Here is a 16,719-nt window from a genome sequence, read left to right on the forward strand (position 1 = left end):
GACCGCTTCGCCGTCAGCACGTTTTTCACACCACCAGGTGCCGACAGCGGTTGGCAGCGCAGGAGATTTGCACATGGCTACGCTCATCGGAATCGTCAGTAAGGTTATTGGTCAGGTGTTTGCGGTCGCGAGCGACGGTACCCGACGTGCGTTGATCGAAGGCGACAAGGTGTTCGTCGGCGAGCAACTGGACACCGGGGTTGCCGGCGCGGTAGCCGTGCATCTGCAAAATGGCCAGGAACTGACGCTCGGGCGTGGCAGCAGCCTGCAAATGAACGCACAACTGCTCGCGCATCAGGCACCGCATGTCGAAACCGCGGATGCGGTGACGCCGAGCCAGGCGCAACTGACCGACGTTGAGCAACTGCAACAAGCCATCGCCGCCGGCGATGACCCGACGAAGGTCGGCGAAGCCACTGCGGCCGGTCCGGAAGGCACGACCACACCGGGTGGTGCGGCGGGCGGCGGGCACAGTTTTGTATTGCTGGAAGAAGTCGGTGGCCGGGTTGATCCGAACATCGGTTTCCCGACCGAAGGCTTCGGCGGCATTCCGGAGTTTCCGGAAGAGCGGCGCAACGCTGATGTCGATCAGGGTGACGACGCACCTGCGGTGGTCGTGCCGCCCGTGAACAACATCGTCACCCTCGGCGGCCTCGATAACGCTGGCGGTGAATTGACCCTCAACGAGGCCAATCTGCCGGACGGCTCGGCGGCCAATTCGGCGGCCCTGACGCAGAGCGGCACTTTCACGGTGAACGCGGCCGATGGCCTGCAGAGTCTGAGCATCGGCGGCATCAACGTGATCAGCGGTGGCGTCGCGGCAGGCTTCCCGCAATCGATCACTTCGCAACTCGGCAACACCCTGACCGTCACCGGTTACAACCCGGCGACCGGCGTCGTCAGCTACAGCTACACCCTCACCGGCAACGAAACCCATTCGGCCGGCGATGGCGCCAACAACCTCAGCGAACAATTCACCGTGGTCGCCGTCGACACCAATGGCGACACCGCCACCGGTTCGCTGGACGTCAACATCACCGACGACGTGCCGCTCGCCATCGACGACAACAACGGCGTCGCTTCGGAAACGCTGCTGACGCTCAACGGCAACGTGCTGACCAACGACGTGCAGGGCGCCGATCGCGTGCCTGTCGGGCCGAACAGCGGCCCGATCACCCCCGGCACGTTCACCGGGACTTACGGTACGTTGGTGTTGAACGCCAACGGCACGTACACCTACACGTTGAATACCAGCGACGCCGATTTCAAAGCGCTGACCGGTGGCGGCAACGGCACCGAAACGTTCGCCTACACCCTCACCGATGCGGACGGCGACAGCAGCACGGCCAACCTGGTGCTGCAGATCCAAAACAATGACGATCCCGTGAGCATCGACGGCCTGAACATTGGCGGCGGCGAGCTGACAATCTTCGAGAAAAACCTCAGCGAAGGCAGTACACCGGATGCGGCAGCGCTGACCCAAAACGGCACCTTCACCATCACCGCGCTGGACGGCGTGCAGGCGCTGACGATCGGCGGCATCAGCGTGGTCAGTGGTGGCGTGGCGGCAGGTTTCCCGCAATCAATCGCCACTGGTTTGGGTAACACGCTGACGATCACGGGGTTCGATGCGACGACCGGTGTGGTCAGTTACAGCTACACGTTGAATGGCAACGAAGCGCATCCGGACGCCAATGGTGCGAATGGTTTGCCTGAGCAATTTGCGGTGACCGTGGTCGACGACAACGGCACCACGGCCACCGGTTCGCTGGACGTCAACGTCATCGACGATGTGCCGCAAGCCGTCAACGACAGCAACGCAGACACCGCGTCCGAAACCTTGCTGACGCTGAATGGCAACGTGCTGACCAACGACGTCCAAGGTGCCGATCGCGTCGCCACTGGCCCGATCACTCCAGGCACATTCGCCGGGACTTACGGCACGTTGGTATTGAACGCCAACGGCACTTACACCTACACCCTGAACACCACCGACGCCGATTTCAAAGCGCTGACCGGTGGTGGCGACGGCACGGAAAACTTCACTTACACGTTGACCGATGCCGATGGCGATACCAGCACCGCAACGCTGGTTTTGCAGATCCACAACAACGACGATCCAGTGACGATTGACGGCCTGAATGTCGCTGGTGGCGAACTCACCGTATTCGAGAAAAACCTCGAACTCGGCAGCGCACCAGACTCCACCGCGCTGACCCAAAACGGCACCTTCACCATCACCGCGCTGGACGGCGTGCAGACGTTAACTGTCGGCGGAATCGCTGTCGTCAGCGGCGGTGTATCCGCCGGATTCCCGCAATCAATCGCCACCGGTTTGGGCAACACGCTGACCATCACCGGGTTCGACGCAACCACCGGCGTCGTCAGCTACAGCTACACATTGAACGCCACTGAAACTCACGCGAATGCCGACGGCGCCAACAACCTGCCTGAGCAATTTGCCGTCACCGTCGTCGACGATAACGGCACCACGGCGACCGGTTCGCTGGACGTCAACGTCATCGACGATGTGCCGCAGGCGGTTAACGACAGCAACGCTGACACCGCGTCCGAAACCTTGCTGACGCTCAACGGCAACGTTTTGACCAACGACGTCCAAGGCGCGGATCGCGTCGCCACTGGCCCGATCACCCCAGGCACATTCGCTGGGACTTACGGCACGTTGGTGTTGAACGCCAACGGCACGTACACCTACACGTTGAATACCAGCGACGCCGATTTCAAAGCGCTGACCGGTGGTGGCGACGGCACGGAAAACTTCACCTACACGTTGACCGATGCCGACGGCGATACCAGCACCGCAACGCTGGTGTTGCAGATCCACAACAACGACGATCCAGTGACGATTGACGGCCTGAATGTCGCTGGTGGCGAGCTCACCGTTTTCGAGAAAAACCTCGAACTTGGCAGCGCACCGGACTCCACCGCGCTGACCCAAAACGGCACCTTCACCATCACCGCGCTGGACGGCGTGCAGACGTTAACTGTCGGCGGAATCGCCGTCGTCAGCGGCGGTGTATCCGCCGGATTCCCGCAATCAATCGCCACCGGTTTAGGCAACACGCTGACCATCACCGGCTTCGACGCAACCACCGGCGTTGTCAGCTACAGCTACACACTGAACGCCACTGAAACCCACGCGAATGCCGACGGCGCCAACAACCTGCCTGAGCAATTTGCTGTCACCGTCGTCGACGATAACGGCACCACGGCCACCGGTTCGCTGGACGTCAACGTCATCGACGATGTGCCGCAAGCAGTCAACGACACTAACGCTGATATTGCGTCCGAAACCTTGCTGACGCTGAATGGCAACGTCCTGACCAACGACGTCCAAGGCGCAGATCGCGTGGCCACTGGCCCGATCACTCCAGGCACATTCGCCGGGACTTACGGAACTTTGGTTCTCAACGCCAACGGCACTTACACCTACACGTTGAATACCACCGACGCCGATTTCAAAGCGCTGACCGGTGGTGGCGACGGCACGGAAAACTTCACCTACACGTTGACCGATGCCGATGGCGACACCAGCACCGCAACCCTGGTGTTGCAGATCCACAACAACGACGATCCAGTGACGATTGACGGCCTAAATGTTGCTGGCGGCGAACTCACCGTTTTCGAGAAAAACCTCGAACTTGGCAGCGCACCAGACTCCACCGCGCTGACCCAAAACGGCACCTTCACCATCACCGCGCTGGACGGCGTGCAAACGTTAACTGTCGGCGGAATCGCTGTCGTCAGCGGCGGCGTATCCGCCGGATTCCCGCAATCAATCGCCACCGGTTTGGGCAACACGCTGACCATCACCGGGTTCGATGCAACCACCGGCGTTGTCAGCTACAGCTACACATTGAACGCCACTGAAACCCACGCGAATGCCAACGGCGCCAACAACCTGCCTGAGCAATTTGCTGTCACCGTGGTCGACGACAACGGCACCACCGCCAATGCAACGCTGGACGTCAACATCATCGACGACCTGCCGCAGGCCGCCAATGACAGCAACGCCAGCACCGCGTCGGAAAGCTTGCTGACGCTCAACGGCAACGTCCTGACCAACGACGTGCAAGGCGCCGATCGCGTAGCTACCGGGCCGAATGCCGGGCCTGTTACTCCAGGCACCTTCACCGGTACTTACGGCACCCTGGTCCTCAACGCCAACGGCACTTACACCTACACCCTCAACACCAGCGACGCCGATTTCAAAAACCTGCACGGCGGCGGCAACGGCACCGAAACGTTCGCCTATACGCTGACTGATGCCGACGGCGATACCAGCACCGCCAATCTGGTGCTGAACATCCATAACAACGATGACCCAGTGACCCTCAACGGCCTCGACGTCGCGGGTGGCGAGCTGACCGTTTACGAGAAAAACCTCAGCGACGGCACCAGTCCCAACGCCACGGCCCTGACCCAAAGCGGCAGCTTCACCGTCACCGCGCTCGACGGTTTGCAGACCTTGACCGTGGGCGGGCTCAACATTGTCAGCGGCGGCGTGGTCGCAGGCTTCCCGCAATCCATCGTCACACCGCTCGGCAGCACGTTGACCGTCACCGGTTACAACGAAATTACCGGCGTGGTCAGCTACAGCTACACGCTGGTGGATAACGAAACCCATCCAAACGCCAACGGCGCCAACAGCATCACGGAAAACTTCACCGTGGTGGCGACCGACACCGACGGCAGCACGGCGACCGACCAGATCAACGTCAATATCGTCGATGATCTGCCGACCGCACACCCGGACAGCGCAACGGTGGCGGAGGGCGCGACGATCTCCGGCAATGTGCTGGATAACGACATCGGCGGCGCCGACGGTCCAGCGCTCAGCGGCGCGGTGGTGGGCGTGCGTGTTGGCGGCGACACCTCGACTTCGGCCATCGGTGGCTTGGGCACCAACATCAACGGCACCTACGGTTACCTGACGCTGGATGCCAACGGCAACGCGGTTTACCACAGCAACCCGAACGCCGTGAACGGCCCGGGCGCCACCGATGTGTTCACCTACACCGTGCGCGATGCCGATGGCGATGAAAGCACCACGACCATCACCATCGACGTGTCGAACAGCTGCATCAAAGCGGTCAGCGACAGCGACGTCACGGTCTACGAAAAAGCCCTCGACCTGACGAAGGATGGCCAGGACCTGGCGGCCGGCACCGTGGTCGGCAGCGATCCTACCAGCAGCGGCGAAACCGCCAGCGGCACGTTGGTCGGCTCGGTCACCGGCGCTATCGGCGCAATCACTTACAGTCTGGTTGGCAGCGCCAATGGCAACTACGGGCAGATCCAGCTCAACGCCAACGGCACGTACACCTACACCCTGACTTCGCCGGCCAGCACCACGCCGCACGCCAACGATGGCGCGAACACGTTGACCGAAAGCTTCACTTATCAGGCCACCGATTCGCTGGGCAACATCACCAGCAGCACCATCGTCGTCAACATCGTCGATGACGTGCCTAAAGCCGTGAATGACAGCAACGTCGCCACAGCTTCGGAAAGCCTGTTGACCCTCAATGGCAACGTGCTGACCAACGACATTCAAGGTGCCGACCGCGTTGCAACCGGGCCGAATGCCGGACCGGTGACCCCAGGCACTTTCACCGGGACTTACGGCACTTTGGTGCTGAACGCCAACGGCACTTACACCTACACGCTGGACAGCAATGACGCCGACTTCAAAAACCTGCACGGCGGCGGCAATGGCACCGAAACCTTTGCCTACACCCTGACCGATGCCGACGGCGACACCAGCACCGCCAACCTGGTGCTGAACATCCACAACAACAACGATCCGGTGACGCTCAATGGCCTCGACGTCACGGGCGGCGAGCTGACCTTCTACGAGAAAAACCTCAGCGACGGCACCAGCCCCAATCCATCTGCGCTGACCCAGAACGGTACGTTCACCGTCACCGCCCTCGACGGTCTGCAAACCCTGAGCGTCGGCGGGATCAACGTGGTCGTCGGTGGCGTAGCGACAGGCTTGCCGCAGTCGATCGCCTCGCCGCTCGGCAGCACCCTCACCATCAACAACTACAACGCGACCACCGGCGTGATCAGCTACAGCTACACCCTGGTCGATAACGAAAGCCATCCGACCGCGAATGGCGCCAACAGCCTCACGGAAAATTTCACCGTGGTGGCGACCGACACCGATGGCAGCACCGCGTCGGGCCAGATCAACGTCAACATCGTCGATGACCTGCCGACCGCTGCTGCCGACACCGGCACCGCGATCGAAGGTGCGACCGTCAACATCAGCGTGCTCGGCAACGACGTGCTCGGTGCCGATGGCGCGGCGGCGGGCGGGGCGGTGATCGGCGTGCGCGCCGGCAGCAACACCGGCACCTCGGCGGTGGGCGGGCTCGGCACCAACATCAATGGCACCTACGGTTACCTGACGCTGGATGCGGCGGGCAACGCGGTGTATCACGCCAATCCGAACTCGGTGGGCGTGGCCGGTGCGACCGACACGTTCGTCTACACCGTGCGCGATGCCGACGGCGATGAAAGCACCACCACGATCAAAATCAACGTCACCGACAGCGGCCTCAAGGCTGCGGTCGATCAGGACGTAACGGTCTTCGAAAAAGCCCTCGACCTGAGCAAGGACGGCCACGACCTGGCGCCCGGCACCGTCATCGGCAGCGACCCGGGCAACACCGGCGAAACCGCCACCGGCACGCTAGTCGGCGCCGTCACCGGCGGCAGCGGCGCGCTGACTTACAGCTTGGTCGGCAGCGCCACTGGCACTTACGGGCAGATGCTGCTCAACGCGGACGGCAGCTACACCTACACGCTGACTTCGGCGCCGAAAACTTCGCCGAGCGCCAACAATGGCGCGGATACCCTGAGCGAAAGTTTCACCTACAAAGCCACCGACGCGCTGGGCAACAGCACCACCAGCACCATCGTCGTCAACATCGTCGATGACGTGCCAAGAGCCGTGGCCTCTGAACGTTCGGTCACCGCGGTGGAAATCGATTCCAACCTGCTGCTGGTGATCGACGTGTCCGGCAGTATGGCGGACGCTTCCGGTGTGCCGGGCCTGTCGCGGATGGCGTTGGCCAAACAGGCGATCAGTGCTCTGCTCGACAAGTACGACGACCTCGGCGATGTGCGCGTGCAGATCGTCACCTTCAGCAGCAGCGCCGCCGACAAGACCCCGATCTGGGTCGATGTCGCCACGGCGAAGTCGATCATTGCGACGCTGACGGCGGGCGGCGGCACCAACTACGACGCGGCAGTTGCGGCGGCGAAACTGGCGTTCAACACCTCCGGGCAACTGACCGGTGCGCAGAACGTCGGCTACTTCTTCTCCGACGGCAAACCTACCGGCGGCCAGGAAACCGGCACCGCCGACGAAGCGGCGTGGAAGGCTTTCCTTGACGCCAATGGCATCAAGAACTACGCGATTGGCCTGGGCAGTGGCGTCAGCAGTGCCAACCTCAATCCACTGGCTTACGACGGCAGCACCCACACCGATACCAACGCGGTGGTGGTGACTGATCTCAACCAGCTCAACTCGGTGCTGTCGGGCACGGTGCAGGGCGCGCCGGTCACCGGCACCTTGCTGGATGGCGGCACGTTCGGCGCGGATGGCGGTTTTATCAAATCCATCGTCGTCGATGGCACCACCTACACCTACGACCCGAAAGCCAACGGCAATCAGGGCTCGCTGAACTTCAGCGGCGGCGCCAACAAAGGCACGTTCAACACCGTCGACAACACCCTGAGCATCGCCACCAGTAACAGCGGCACGCTGGTGGTGAACCTCGACACCGGCGAATACAACTACATCTCGCAGAAAACCACGGCCGTGGTGATCACCGAGAACATCGGTTTCACCGTCAGCGACAATGACGGCGATCTGGCCAGTTCGTCGCTGACCATCAAAGTGATCCCGAACGCGGCGCCAGTTGCGGCCGATGACAACGTCATCACCAACGTGCTGTCGAGCAACATCGTGGTCCCGGGCGAACTGCTGCTGGCCAACGACACCGACGCCAATGGCGATCCGAAAACCGCGACCCCGACCACGTTCAACACCGGTTGGGTGGCCAAGGGTGCCGACTTCACCGGGACTGGCGCGGTGGGCTTCACCGGCACCGGCAACAACGCGGCCAACCAGGCCTTGGCCGACGTACGCAACTCGTTCGCGGCCAACTCCGCAACGATGACCGCCGTGCTGCTGGTCAGCGGCTACCTCGGCGCGGTCGCCGCTAGCAACGCCAACGATGAAGACATGATCACGGTGAAACTGAAACAGGGCGAAACCCTTAATCTCGATCACAACCTGGCTGCCGGTCATGTCGCCATGGAGTACTCGCTCAACGGTGGCGCGTTCGTCGCCATCGCCGACGGCGGCACCATCAACGCGACGTCCGATGGCACCTACCGGATTCACGTGACCAACATCACCAATACCAGCGGCAGCAGCACCACGGCGGCCGAAAACTATCAGCTGTCGATGAAGATCAACTACGCCGGCGCACATGATCTGACGCCGGACTTCCACGGCACCTACACCGCCAACGATAACCATGGCGGCAGCGACACGGCGAACGTGACCATCAGCTATCAGGACGGCCATACCCTCACCGGTACGGCGGGCGATGACGTGTTGGTGGCCGGCACCGGCAACAACATCATCAACGCGGGCGACGGCAACGACGTGCTGACTGCCGGCAACGGCAACAACGAACTGCACGGTGGCGCCGGCAACGATTTGCTCTACAGCGGTCTGGGCAATGACCTGCTCGATGGCGGCACTGGCAGCGACACCGCCAGTTATGGCCATGCCACCGCCGGGGTCACGGTCGATTTGAGCCTGCTGACCGCGCAAAACACCCTCGGCGCCGGCACCGATACGCTGCTGGGTATCGAGAACCTCACCGGTTCCAACTTCAACGACACCTTGCGCGGCGACAACAACAGCAACGTGATCAACGGTGGTCTGGGCAACGACGTGCTTAACGGTGGCGGCGGCGATGACTTCCTGATCGGTGGACTCGGCAACAACACCCTGACCGGTGGCGCCGGCGCCGACACGTTCAAATGGTTGGCGGGCAACAGCGGCCATGACGTGATCACCGACTTCACCCCAGGCACCGATCAGCTCGACCTGTCACAACTGCTACAAGGGGAGAACGGCACGGCCGCTTCGCTGGATGACTACCTGCACTTCAAAGTCACCGGTAGCGGCGCCTCGCTGGTCACCAGCATCGACGTCGGCGCAATGGCCGGCGCCACGCCGAACCAGACCATCGACCTGGCCGGCGTCAACCTCGCCAGCCAGTACGGTGTAACGCCGGGCGCGGGCGGCGTGGTGGCCGGCGGACACGACACGGCGACGATCATCACTGGCATGCTCAGTGACCACTCGCTGAAGGTCGATACCGTGTGATGCCGCAGGTCTGAAACGACAAAACCCGCCATCCCTTTAATGGGGGGCGGGTTTTTTTGTCTGATTTTAGTGATGCGGTGGGGGGCGAGGTCGTGAAACACCGACTCATTGCAGGAGTGAGCCTGCTAGCGATTAGGCCCGCGCCAACCCTGCAAAAACCTATGTTCCTGAAATCAAATCCCACTGCCCAGAAAACAAGCTTCATCCGCATCCAGGTGCTGAACCAACTCTCCAACCTTCAACAACTGCGCATCCAGCGAGCGGCGACTCACCACCTCATCGTCCTCAATCCGCAACTGCTTGTAAGACAACAGCAGCGTGCCGCCCGCAAGCGTCTTCAGATGCTTGCCCTCCACCGGAATGAAAAAACCTTGCCTGTCACGAACCTCCTCGGCACTCGGCCGATAGCCGTCCAATTCCGGGTTATACGTGCTCAGGTCCGCGCGCACGCCCAGCCAATCCAGCGCAAAGACGTGACCCGCACGGGCAGTTTTATTGAACGGAATATTCACTTCGATGCCGGCCAGCGCCGGGTCCAGCGTGCCTTCTTCCTCATCTTCCACAATCGGGCTGGCCAGGTGTTCCGCCTCGCCCACGACATTGATGAAGCGCCGCAACGATGACTGGATAATCATGCCGTTGCGTTCCAGAGAATAGAAACACGTCACCTGAGTGTTCACCAATGCCCGCGCGGTGGCACTCGGCACACGCGCGAACACCACCGTCGGCGGGGTGCCGACGATGATCTGGCGATTTTGACTGCAGATGCTTTCGCCCTCCGCGCTGACGCCGGCGAAGTGCAGGATGATCACGTCCCTGTGGCAAAAATCGCTGATCGATTCCGCCCAAATCTGCACCACCAGATCCTCACCGCGCAACGAATCCAGGTGCAAATCGCTGCCGCTGGTCTTGCTGATGATCGGTGCCGGCAGTTGCGATTTGCCGAGCCTGACCTTGACCCGCGCCGGCGGGCACCCACCGGCGGAAACATTGCCCACTTGATCGGCGACGCTGAACGAAACCTGCAGACCTTCCGGCCCGGTGTCCCTGGCCTTGAGAATGGTTTCGCGGCTGATGTGAATCACCAGCGGATTTTCCAATGGGTCGTCGATATGCGCCTGGGTCACCGCTTCGGAAAAGATCAGCAACCCGCCCCAACTCAACGTGCAGACATCGCCTTCGGCCATGTTGGGGTAGGGCAGCAGCGTGTCGGTGTCCGGCCTGGCGGTGATGGTGATATCGACGCCATCGCCGACGTTATCGGTGGTCACGCCATCGCGCAGGATCTCCCCGGCAATGTCCATGTACAGCGCAGAGTGCTGGCCGTGCAGCGGGTCGAGGTTGTCGCCGCCGGGGATGTCGAGTTTGACCAGCAGTTGCAGGGGCGGAGCGAACGTTTCGACCATTTGGTCGCGCCGCGTCAGGCGATAAGCCAACGTGTGCGACCCGGATTGCACAGCCCTTGGCGGCACCCATAACGTTGTGCGCTCAGTGACCTCGACTGGCTCGCTGATGACCTGTTGATCAATCATCCGGTTATTCAGCAACAGCTCGACTTTGTCGCCCAGTGCTTTGCCGGGCCACGGTGCGATCCAGACTTTCATTCCATGCTCAGGATAATTGCCCAAGGCCGCCGCGAAATTGATCCCGAGTTCGCCCGATGGCAGCTGCAAGCCGTCGCAAATTTGCGGTTGGGGCAACGCTGGCGATGCGAGGTTTTTAACGGATTGGGCTATCACATTCGACACTCCTGTCGCTGGAGTGCGACAGCAGAATTACAAACTCAAATGCGAAAACTGGAAACTGTCAGATCTGACAGTAGCGACGCTGGGGCGATGTGTTGTAGTCAGGGTTTGCGCAGGGTTTTCTGGCGCAGGATGTAAATCGTCACCAGCACTGCGCTGGTCAGCATGAACCCGCGCGCCCACGGCATCGGCACCAGGTAACAGGAGAAGAGAATGCTCGCCCACATCAGGCCGATCGCGTAGACCTTGCCCTTGAGCGGAATGCCGCTGCCATCCAGATAACCGCGAATCCACGGCCCAAGCCGCGGGTGTTCGACCAGCCAATGATAGAAACGCGGCGAACTGCGGGCGAAACAGGCGGCCGCCAGCAGCAGGAAAGGTGTGGTGGGCAATACCGGCAGGAAAATCCCGATCACCCCCAACGCTACGCTCAGCCAGCCGATGGCCAGCAGCACGTAGCGCAACATCAGGGAGCGGTTGCCTATGGGGTTGTCCATAGGCAAGACCTTAGTGATGACGTGGCTTGAGAATCGCCGGTTTTTCGTCAGGTGCCTGGCACAGCAGGTACAGCGCGGTCAGGGCTTCCGGGATCTGCACGATCATGTCGTCCATCAGGTTGGCGTCTTTGGCGATGTCTTCGAACTCAGGCTGTTCGTCGAACAGACCGGAACCGACCATGATCGGCAGGAGCATTTCGCTGACTTCGTCTTCGGCGGTTTCGAACCAGGCCGCTTCGCGCAGGAACACGCCTTCCATGAAACCGATGCACCAGCCGCGCAGGTCGGAATCGTCCGGCTCTTCGCCGAGGTCGAGGTCGCAAGGCAACTCGAACTCTTCATCGGACGCCAGTTGGCGGGCGATGTGGGCCTTGAGTGCGAGCAGGGTCGATTCGATCGCTTCACGCTCGGTGTCGTCGGCGTAATGCGGCTCTTCGGCGAAGAGTGCGTCGATCCATTCACGATCGGGAACGCTTTCGGAGCAGATCGACAGCGCCGTCAGATAGCCGTGGGCGGCCACGTAGTCCAGCGCCTCGTCATGCAGCTCGTCAGCGTCGAGGAAGACTTGCAGGCGGGTTAGTTGCTCAGCGAAGGACATTAAAAGCTACCTTGGGGAATTAAACAGATGCGCGAATTCTAGGCCTTCTTGAGCATGCAGGCCAGCCGCGCGGCATATTTGCTGCCTTGGGACCTCACAAACAGCGCAATCCCTGCAGGCGTGAGCCTGCTCGCAATAGCCTCGACCGGATTGCGATTGCTGCGCAATCGAACGTGGGCAAGCCCCCTCGCCACACAAGCTCGCTGCTACAGGGTTATGCAATGTTTGTCGGCATGTGTCTTCTCAGCGGCGCCCATTGCCGGGGAGGGCTCGGGTATACTCGCGCGTTTTGTGATGCCCTGCTGGCGTCGCGGCTGAAATGTGAAGCGTCATGCAATGCGCACTTACGATTTGTCAGTGCAGCGAGCGTGGTTGTGAACCAGCCTTGCAGGGATGTTTCGGTGATTTTTGGAGTTTTTATGCTCGAACAGGCTCAACGCGTCCTCAAGGACATCTTCGGCTACGACAGTTTCCGTGGCCGCCAGGGTGCAATCATTGAGCGCGTGGCCAATGGCGGCGACGCTTTGGTGCTGATGCCTACCGGTGGCGGCAAGTCCTTGTGTTTCCAGGTCCCGGCGCTGCTGCGCGAAGGCCTCGCGGTGGTGGTGTCGCCGCTGATCGCGCTGATGGACGACCAGGTCGCCACCCTCGAAGAACTCGGCGTCGCTGCCGCTGCATTGAACTCGACCCTGAGCGCCGAACAACAGCGCGACCTCGCGGCCCGGATCAAGCGCGGCGAAGTGAAAATGCTCTATCTGGCGCCCGAGCGCCTGGTCCAGCCGCGCATGCTGGCCTTCCTGCAAAGCCTGGAAATCGCCCTGTTCGCCATCGACGAAGCGCATTGCGTGTCGCAATGGGGCCACGACTTCCGTCGCGAATACCTGCAACTGGGGCAATTGGCCGAGCTGTTCCCGAACGTCCCGCGCATCGCCCTGACCGCTACTGCCGACAAGCGCACCCGCGAAGAAATCGTCGATCGCCTGCATTTGCAGAACGCCGAGCGCTTCCTGTCGAGCTTCGACCGGCCGAACATTTTCTATCGCATCGTTCCCAAGGAGCAGCCGCGCAAGCAATTGCTCGCGTTCCTCACTGAACGGCGCAGCGACGCCGGCATCGTCTATTGCCTGTCCCGCAAGAAAGTCGACGAAGTCGCGGTGTTCCTCAGCGAACAGGGCTTCCCAGCGCTGCCGTATCACGCCGGCCTGCCCAACGAAACGCGCTCGCTGCACCAGAAACGCTTCCTCAACGAGGAAGGCCTGATCATGGTCGCCACCGTGGCGTTTGGCATGGGCATCGACAAGCCCAACGTGCGCTTCGTCGCGCACCTTGATTTGCCGAAATCGCTTGAGGCGTATTACCAGGAAACCGGGCGTGGCGGCCGCGATGGCTTGCCGGCAGATGCCTGGATGGCCTACGGCCTGCAAGACGTGGTGATGCTCAAGCAGATGCTGCAAAACTCTGAAGGCGACGAGCGGCACAAACGCCTGGAGCAGCACAAACTCGACGCCATGTTGTCGCTTTGCGAAGAAACCCGCTGCCGCCGCCAGACGCTGCTGGCGTACTTCGACGAAGACATGCCGGAGCCGTGCGGCCATTGCGACAACTGCGTCGATGGCGTGCAGACCTGGGACGCCACCGAGCCCGCGCGTCAGGCGCTTTCGGCGATTTACCGGACCGGACAGCGTTACGGCGTCGGCCATTTGGTCGATGTCTTGCTCGGCAAGGACAACGAAAAAGTCCGCAGTTTCGGCCATCAGCATTTGTCGGTCTACGGGGTCGGCAAGGCCATGGGCGAGAGCGAATGGCGCTCGCTGTTCCGCCAGCTTGTCGCCCGTGGTCTGGCTGACATCGACCTCGAAGGCTACGGCGGCCTGCGCCTGAGCGACAGTTGCCGGCCGTTGCTCAAGGGCGAAGTGACCCTGGAACTGCGCCGCGATCTGAAGCCGCAGACTACCGCGAAAAGCAGCAAGAGCCAGGCCAGCCAACTGGTCCGTGGCGAAGAGCGCGAACAGTGGGAAGCGTTGCGAGCCCTGCGCCGCAAACTCGCCGAAGAACATGGCGTGCCGCCATACGTCATTTTCCCCGACTCGACCTTGCTCGAAATGCTCCGCAGCCAGCCGACCTCGCTGGCGGAAATGGCCACGGTCAGCGGCGTCGGCGCGCGCAAGCTCGAGCGTTACGGCGAAGCCTTCCTCGAAGTGCTCGGCGGTCAGGTCGAGGCACCGAAAGTGGTCGCCGATGTTCGCCACGAGCTGATCACCCTGGCCCGCGCCGGCATGACGCCGCTGCAGATCGCCGGCCAACTGCAATGCTCGGAAAAGAATGTCTACACCATGCTGGCCGAGGCGATCGGCAAGCAGCAGTTGTCGCTGGAACAAGCGCTGGACCTGCCGGAAGAGCTGATGGGCGAAATCCAGGACGCGTTTCTCGACGGCGAAGGCGAGTTGCCGGCCGTGACGGAAATTGCCGCGTTATTCGCTGGTCGCGTGCCGGAAGGTGTTTTGTATTGCGTGCGAGCAGCGCTGCAATCCGAATTCGAGATTTGAAGTTTGAGATTTAAGTGACCGGGCGCACTGATGTAACGATTCACTACGGAGCAAGCCTTGCCTATAGCTAAAGGTCATGCTTAGCTGACTAATAATTAGTTTTTCTCTATTTCAGTCTAATCATGAGTTTTTTATGCCGTTAACTGATCAACATCGCTTTGGCATGCAATTGGCCCAGATGTCTCGCGGCTGGCGCGCCGAACTGGACCGCCGACTGGCTGGCCTGGGATTGTCCCAGGCGCGTTGGCTGGTGCTGCTGCACCTCGCACGCTTTGAAGACGCGCCGACTCAGCGCGAACTGGCGCAAAGCGTCGGCGTCGAAGGCCCGACCCTTGCCCGATTGCTCGATAGCCTGGAAACCCAGGGTCTGGTGCAGCGCCAATCGGTACTCGAAGACCGCCGCGCGAAGAAGATCGTCCTCTGCGCACCGGCCCGGCCGTTGATCGAACAAATCGAAACCATCGCCACACAGTTGCGCCGTGAGTTGTTCGAAGGCGTCGACGAGGCGGATTTAAAGGTCTGCATGCGCGTCCACGGGCACATTCTGGGCAACCTCGAAAAGTCTTGAGGTAAAACCTTCCGCCGACTTTTTGAGATACCCCGTTGGGCAGACTATAAAGAACTACTAGGCGATATCGTGTTCGTACCGGATGTGCGAACGCGTACGGTTGGTTCTGCTTAATCTAAGGGATGCTCATGCTCGAAAGTTGGCGCGTGGTTTTGCGGTGTTGCAGCCGTCTGCTTCTGGTCGGCGCTGCAATCAGCTACTCGGCATTGGCGCCGGCCCTGGGGTTGGGTGAGATCACGCTGCATTCAGCGTTGAACCAGCCGTTCAGCGCCGATATCACTTTGATCGATGCGGGCGGTCTGGCCGAAAGCGATCTGTCGGTCAGCCTCGCGACGGCCGACGAATTCGGTCGAGCGGGCGTTGAACGGGTTTTTTTCCTCAACAACCTCAAGTTCAAACCGATCCTGCGCGGCAATCGCACGATCATCCGCGTCACCTCCAGCAAACCGGTCAACGAACCTTTTCTGAATTTCCTTGTGCAGCTCAATCAGCCCAACGGCCGTTTGCTGCGCGAATACACGGTGCTGATCGATCCACCGGGTTCACCGGGTATCGTTCCGGCGACTGATGAACCGCCCGCCGACGAACCGACTTCGGGTTTCCCCCGCGTCGAACCCGCCGTGGCGCCGACTCAAGCTGCGCAAGGCAAGCGTCCAGCGCAATCCGCTGCGGCGCCCCAACCTGCCGCCGCAGCGGCCAATGAAGCGATGGCCGAACAATTGGCCGCCAGCGTCCTGCAGAACCAGCAACTGCAAAAAACCATTGATGAACTGAACGCCAGGCTGAAAACCCAGGAAGAGCAGATTGCCGACCAGCGTAAGCAGGTCAGCGACTTGCAGACTCAGCTCGCTGAAGTCGCGCAAAAACCTGTCGCCGCGCCGATCCCCGTGGCGCCCGCGCCGGTCGCGGTCGAACCCTCTGAAGCGCCCAATTGGCTGCTGATCGCCGCGTTGCTGGCGCTGATTCTGCTGCTGGCATTGGCCGCGTGGTTGCGCCGCCGGCGCCAGCCATCAGTCACCGAACCTTTAGCGGTTGCGCAGGCTGAGGTCGAGCCCGAGCATGATCTTCATCCGCAACCGATCAGTATCCCTTCGGACCACGGCCACCACGAAGACGCGCCCGTCGGCGATGTGATGGAAGGCGTGGGGATTTACCTGGCTTACGGGCGTTTTACCGAGGCCGCGAACCTGTTGCGCGAAGCGCTGGCCAAGGATCCGCAACGCAGCGATCTGGCGTTGCACCTGCTGGAGGTGCTGGGCAAACAGGGCGATGTGGCGGCGTATGACGCGCAGGAAAGTAGCCTGCGCGACGCCGGGTATGATC

General features: G+C 61.4%; 7 protein-coding genes. 4 read left to right on the plus strand and 3 right to left on the minus strand.

Annotated features, from left to right (window positions below; translation table 11 throughout):
• Positions 1-73: 73 nt before the first annotated feature.
• Positions 74-9,442: a retention module-containing protein gene (locus BI292_RS23410; RefSeq protein ID WP_101209345.1), complete on the plus strand. Its 9,369-nt coding sequence runs from the start codon at positions 74-76 to the stop codon at positions 9,440-9,442.
• 173 nt (positions 9,443-9,615) lie between these two features.
• Here the strand turns inward: BI292_RS23410 and BI292_RS23415 are convergent, their stop codons facing one another.
• The 3 genes from BI292_RS23415 to BI292_RS23425 form a co-directional block, all read right to left on the minus strand.
• Entirely contained in the window at positions 9,616-11,046 is a 1,431-nt protein-coding gene (locus BI292_RS23415; RefSeq protein WP_157831297.1) for a hypothetical protein, read from the minus strand.
• Between the two features lie 242 nt (positions 11,047-11,288).
• The gene (locus tag BI292_RS23420) at positions 11,289-11,684 is read right to left on the minus strand and encodes a YbaN family protein (protein WP_092271579.1); all 396 of its coding nucleotides are present in this window, start codon (positions 11,682-11,684) and stop codon (positions 11,289-11,291) included.
• A 10-nt stretch (positions 11,685-11,694) separates the two neighbouring features.
• Positions 11,695-12,282, minus strand: a complete 588-nt coding sequence (locus tag BI292_RS23425) for a YecA family protein (protein ID WP_030130067.1) — start codon at positions 12,280-12,282, stop codon at positions 11,695-11,697.
• Positions 12,283-12,701: 419 nt separating this feature from the next.
• On the opposite strand from BI292_RS23425, the gene recQ reads away from it, so the two are divergent.
• The 3 genes from recQ to BI292_RS23440 all read left to right on the plus strand — a co-directional run.
• Positions 12,702-14,828, plus strand: a complete 2,127-nt coding sequence (gene recQ / locus BI292_RS23430; RefSeq protein WP_101209347.1) for a DNA helicase RecQ — start codon at positions 12,702-12,704, stop codon at positions 14,826-14,828.
• 133 nt (positions 14,829-14,961) lie between these two features.
• The gene (locus BI292_RS23435) at positions 14,962-15,396 is read left to right on the plus strand and encodes a MarR family transcriptional regulator (protein ID WP_092271575.1); all 435 of its coding nucleotides are present in this window, start codon (positions 14,962-14,964) and stop codon (positions 15,394-15,396) included.
• Between the two features lie 128 nt (positions 15,397-15,524).
• On the plus strand, positions 15,525-16,719 hold a 1,195-nt coding region (locus tag BI292_RS23440; RefSeq protein ID WP_101209348.1), incomplete at its 3' end, for a FimV family protein.

The organism is Pseudomonas sp. 43NM1 (genome assembly GCF_002836905.1).
Lineage (GTDB): Bacteria > Pseudomonadota > Gammaproteobacteria > Pseudomonadales > Pseudomonadaceae > Aquipseudomonas > Aquipseudomonas prosekii.

Coding starts and splice junctions, on each gene's coding strand:
- BI292_RS23410 (WP_101209345.1), top strand. CDS start 74: ATGGCTACGCTCATCGGAATCGTCAGTAAGGTTATTGGTCAGGTGTTT.
- BI292_RS23415 (WP_157831297.1), bottom strand. CDS start 11,046: ATGAAAGTCTGGATCGCACCGTGGCCCGGCAAAGCACTGGGCGACAAA.
- BI292_RS23420 (WP_092271579.1), bottom strand. CDS start 11,684: ATGGACAACCCCATAGGCAACCGCTCCCTGATGTTGCGCTACGTGCTG.
- BI292_RS23425 (WP_030130067.1), bottom strand. CDS start 12,282: ATGTCCTTCGCTGAGCAACTAACCCGCCTGCAAGTCTTCCTCGACGCT.
- recQ (WP_101209347.1), top strand. CDS start 12,702: ATGCTCGAACAGGCTCAACGCGTCCTCAAGGACATCTTCGGCTACGAC.
- BI292_RS23435 (WP_092271575.1), top strand. CDS start 14,962: ATGCCGTTAACTGATCAACATCGCTTTGGCATGCAATTGGCCCAGATG.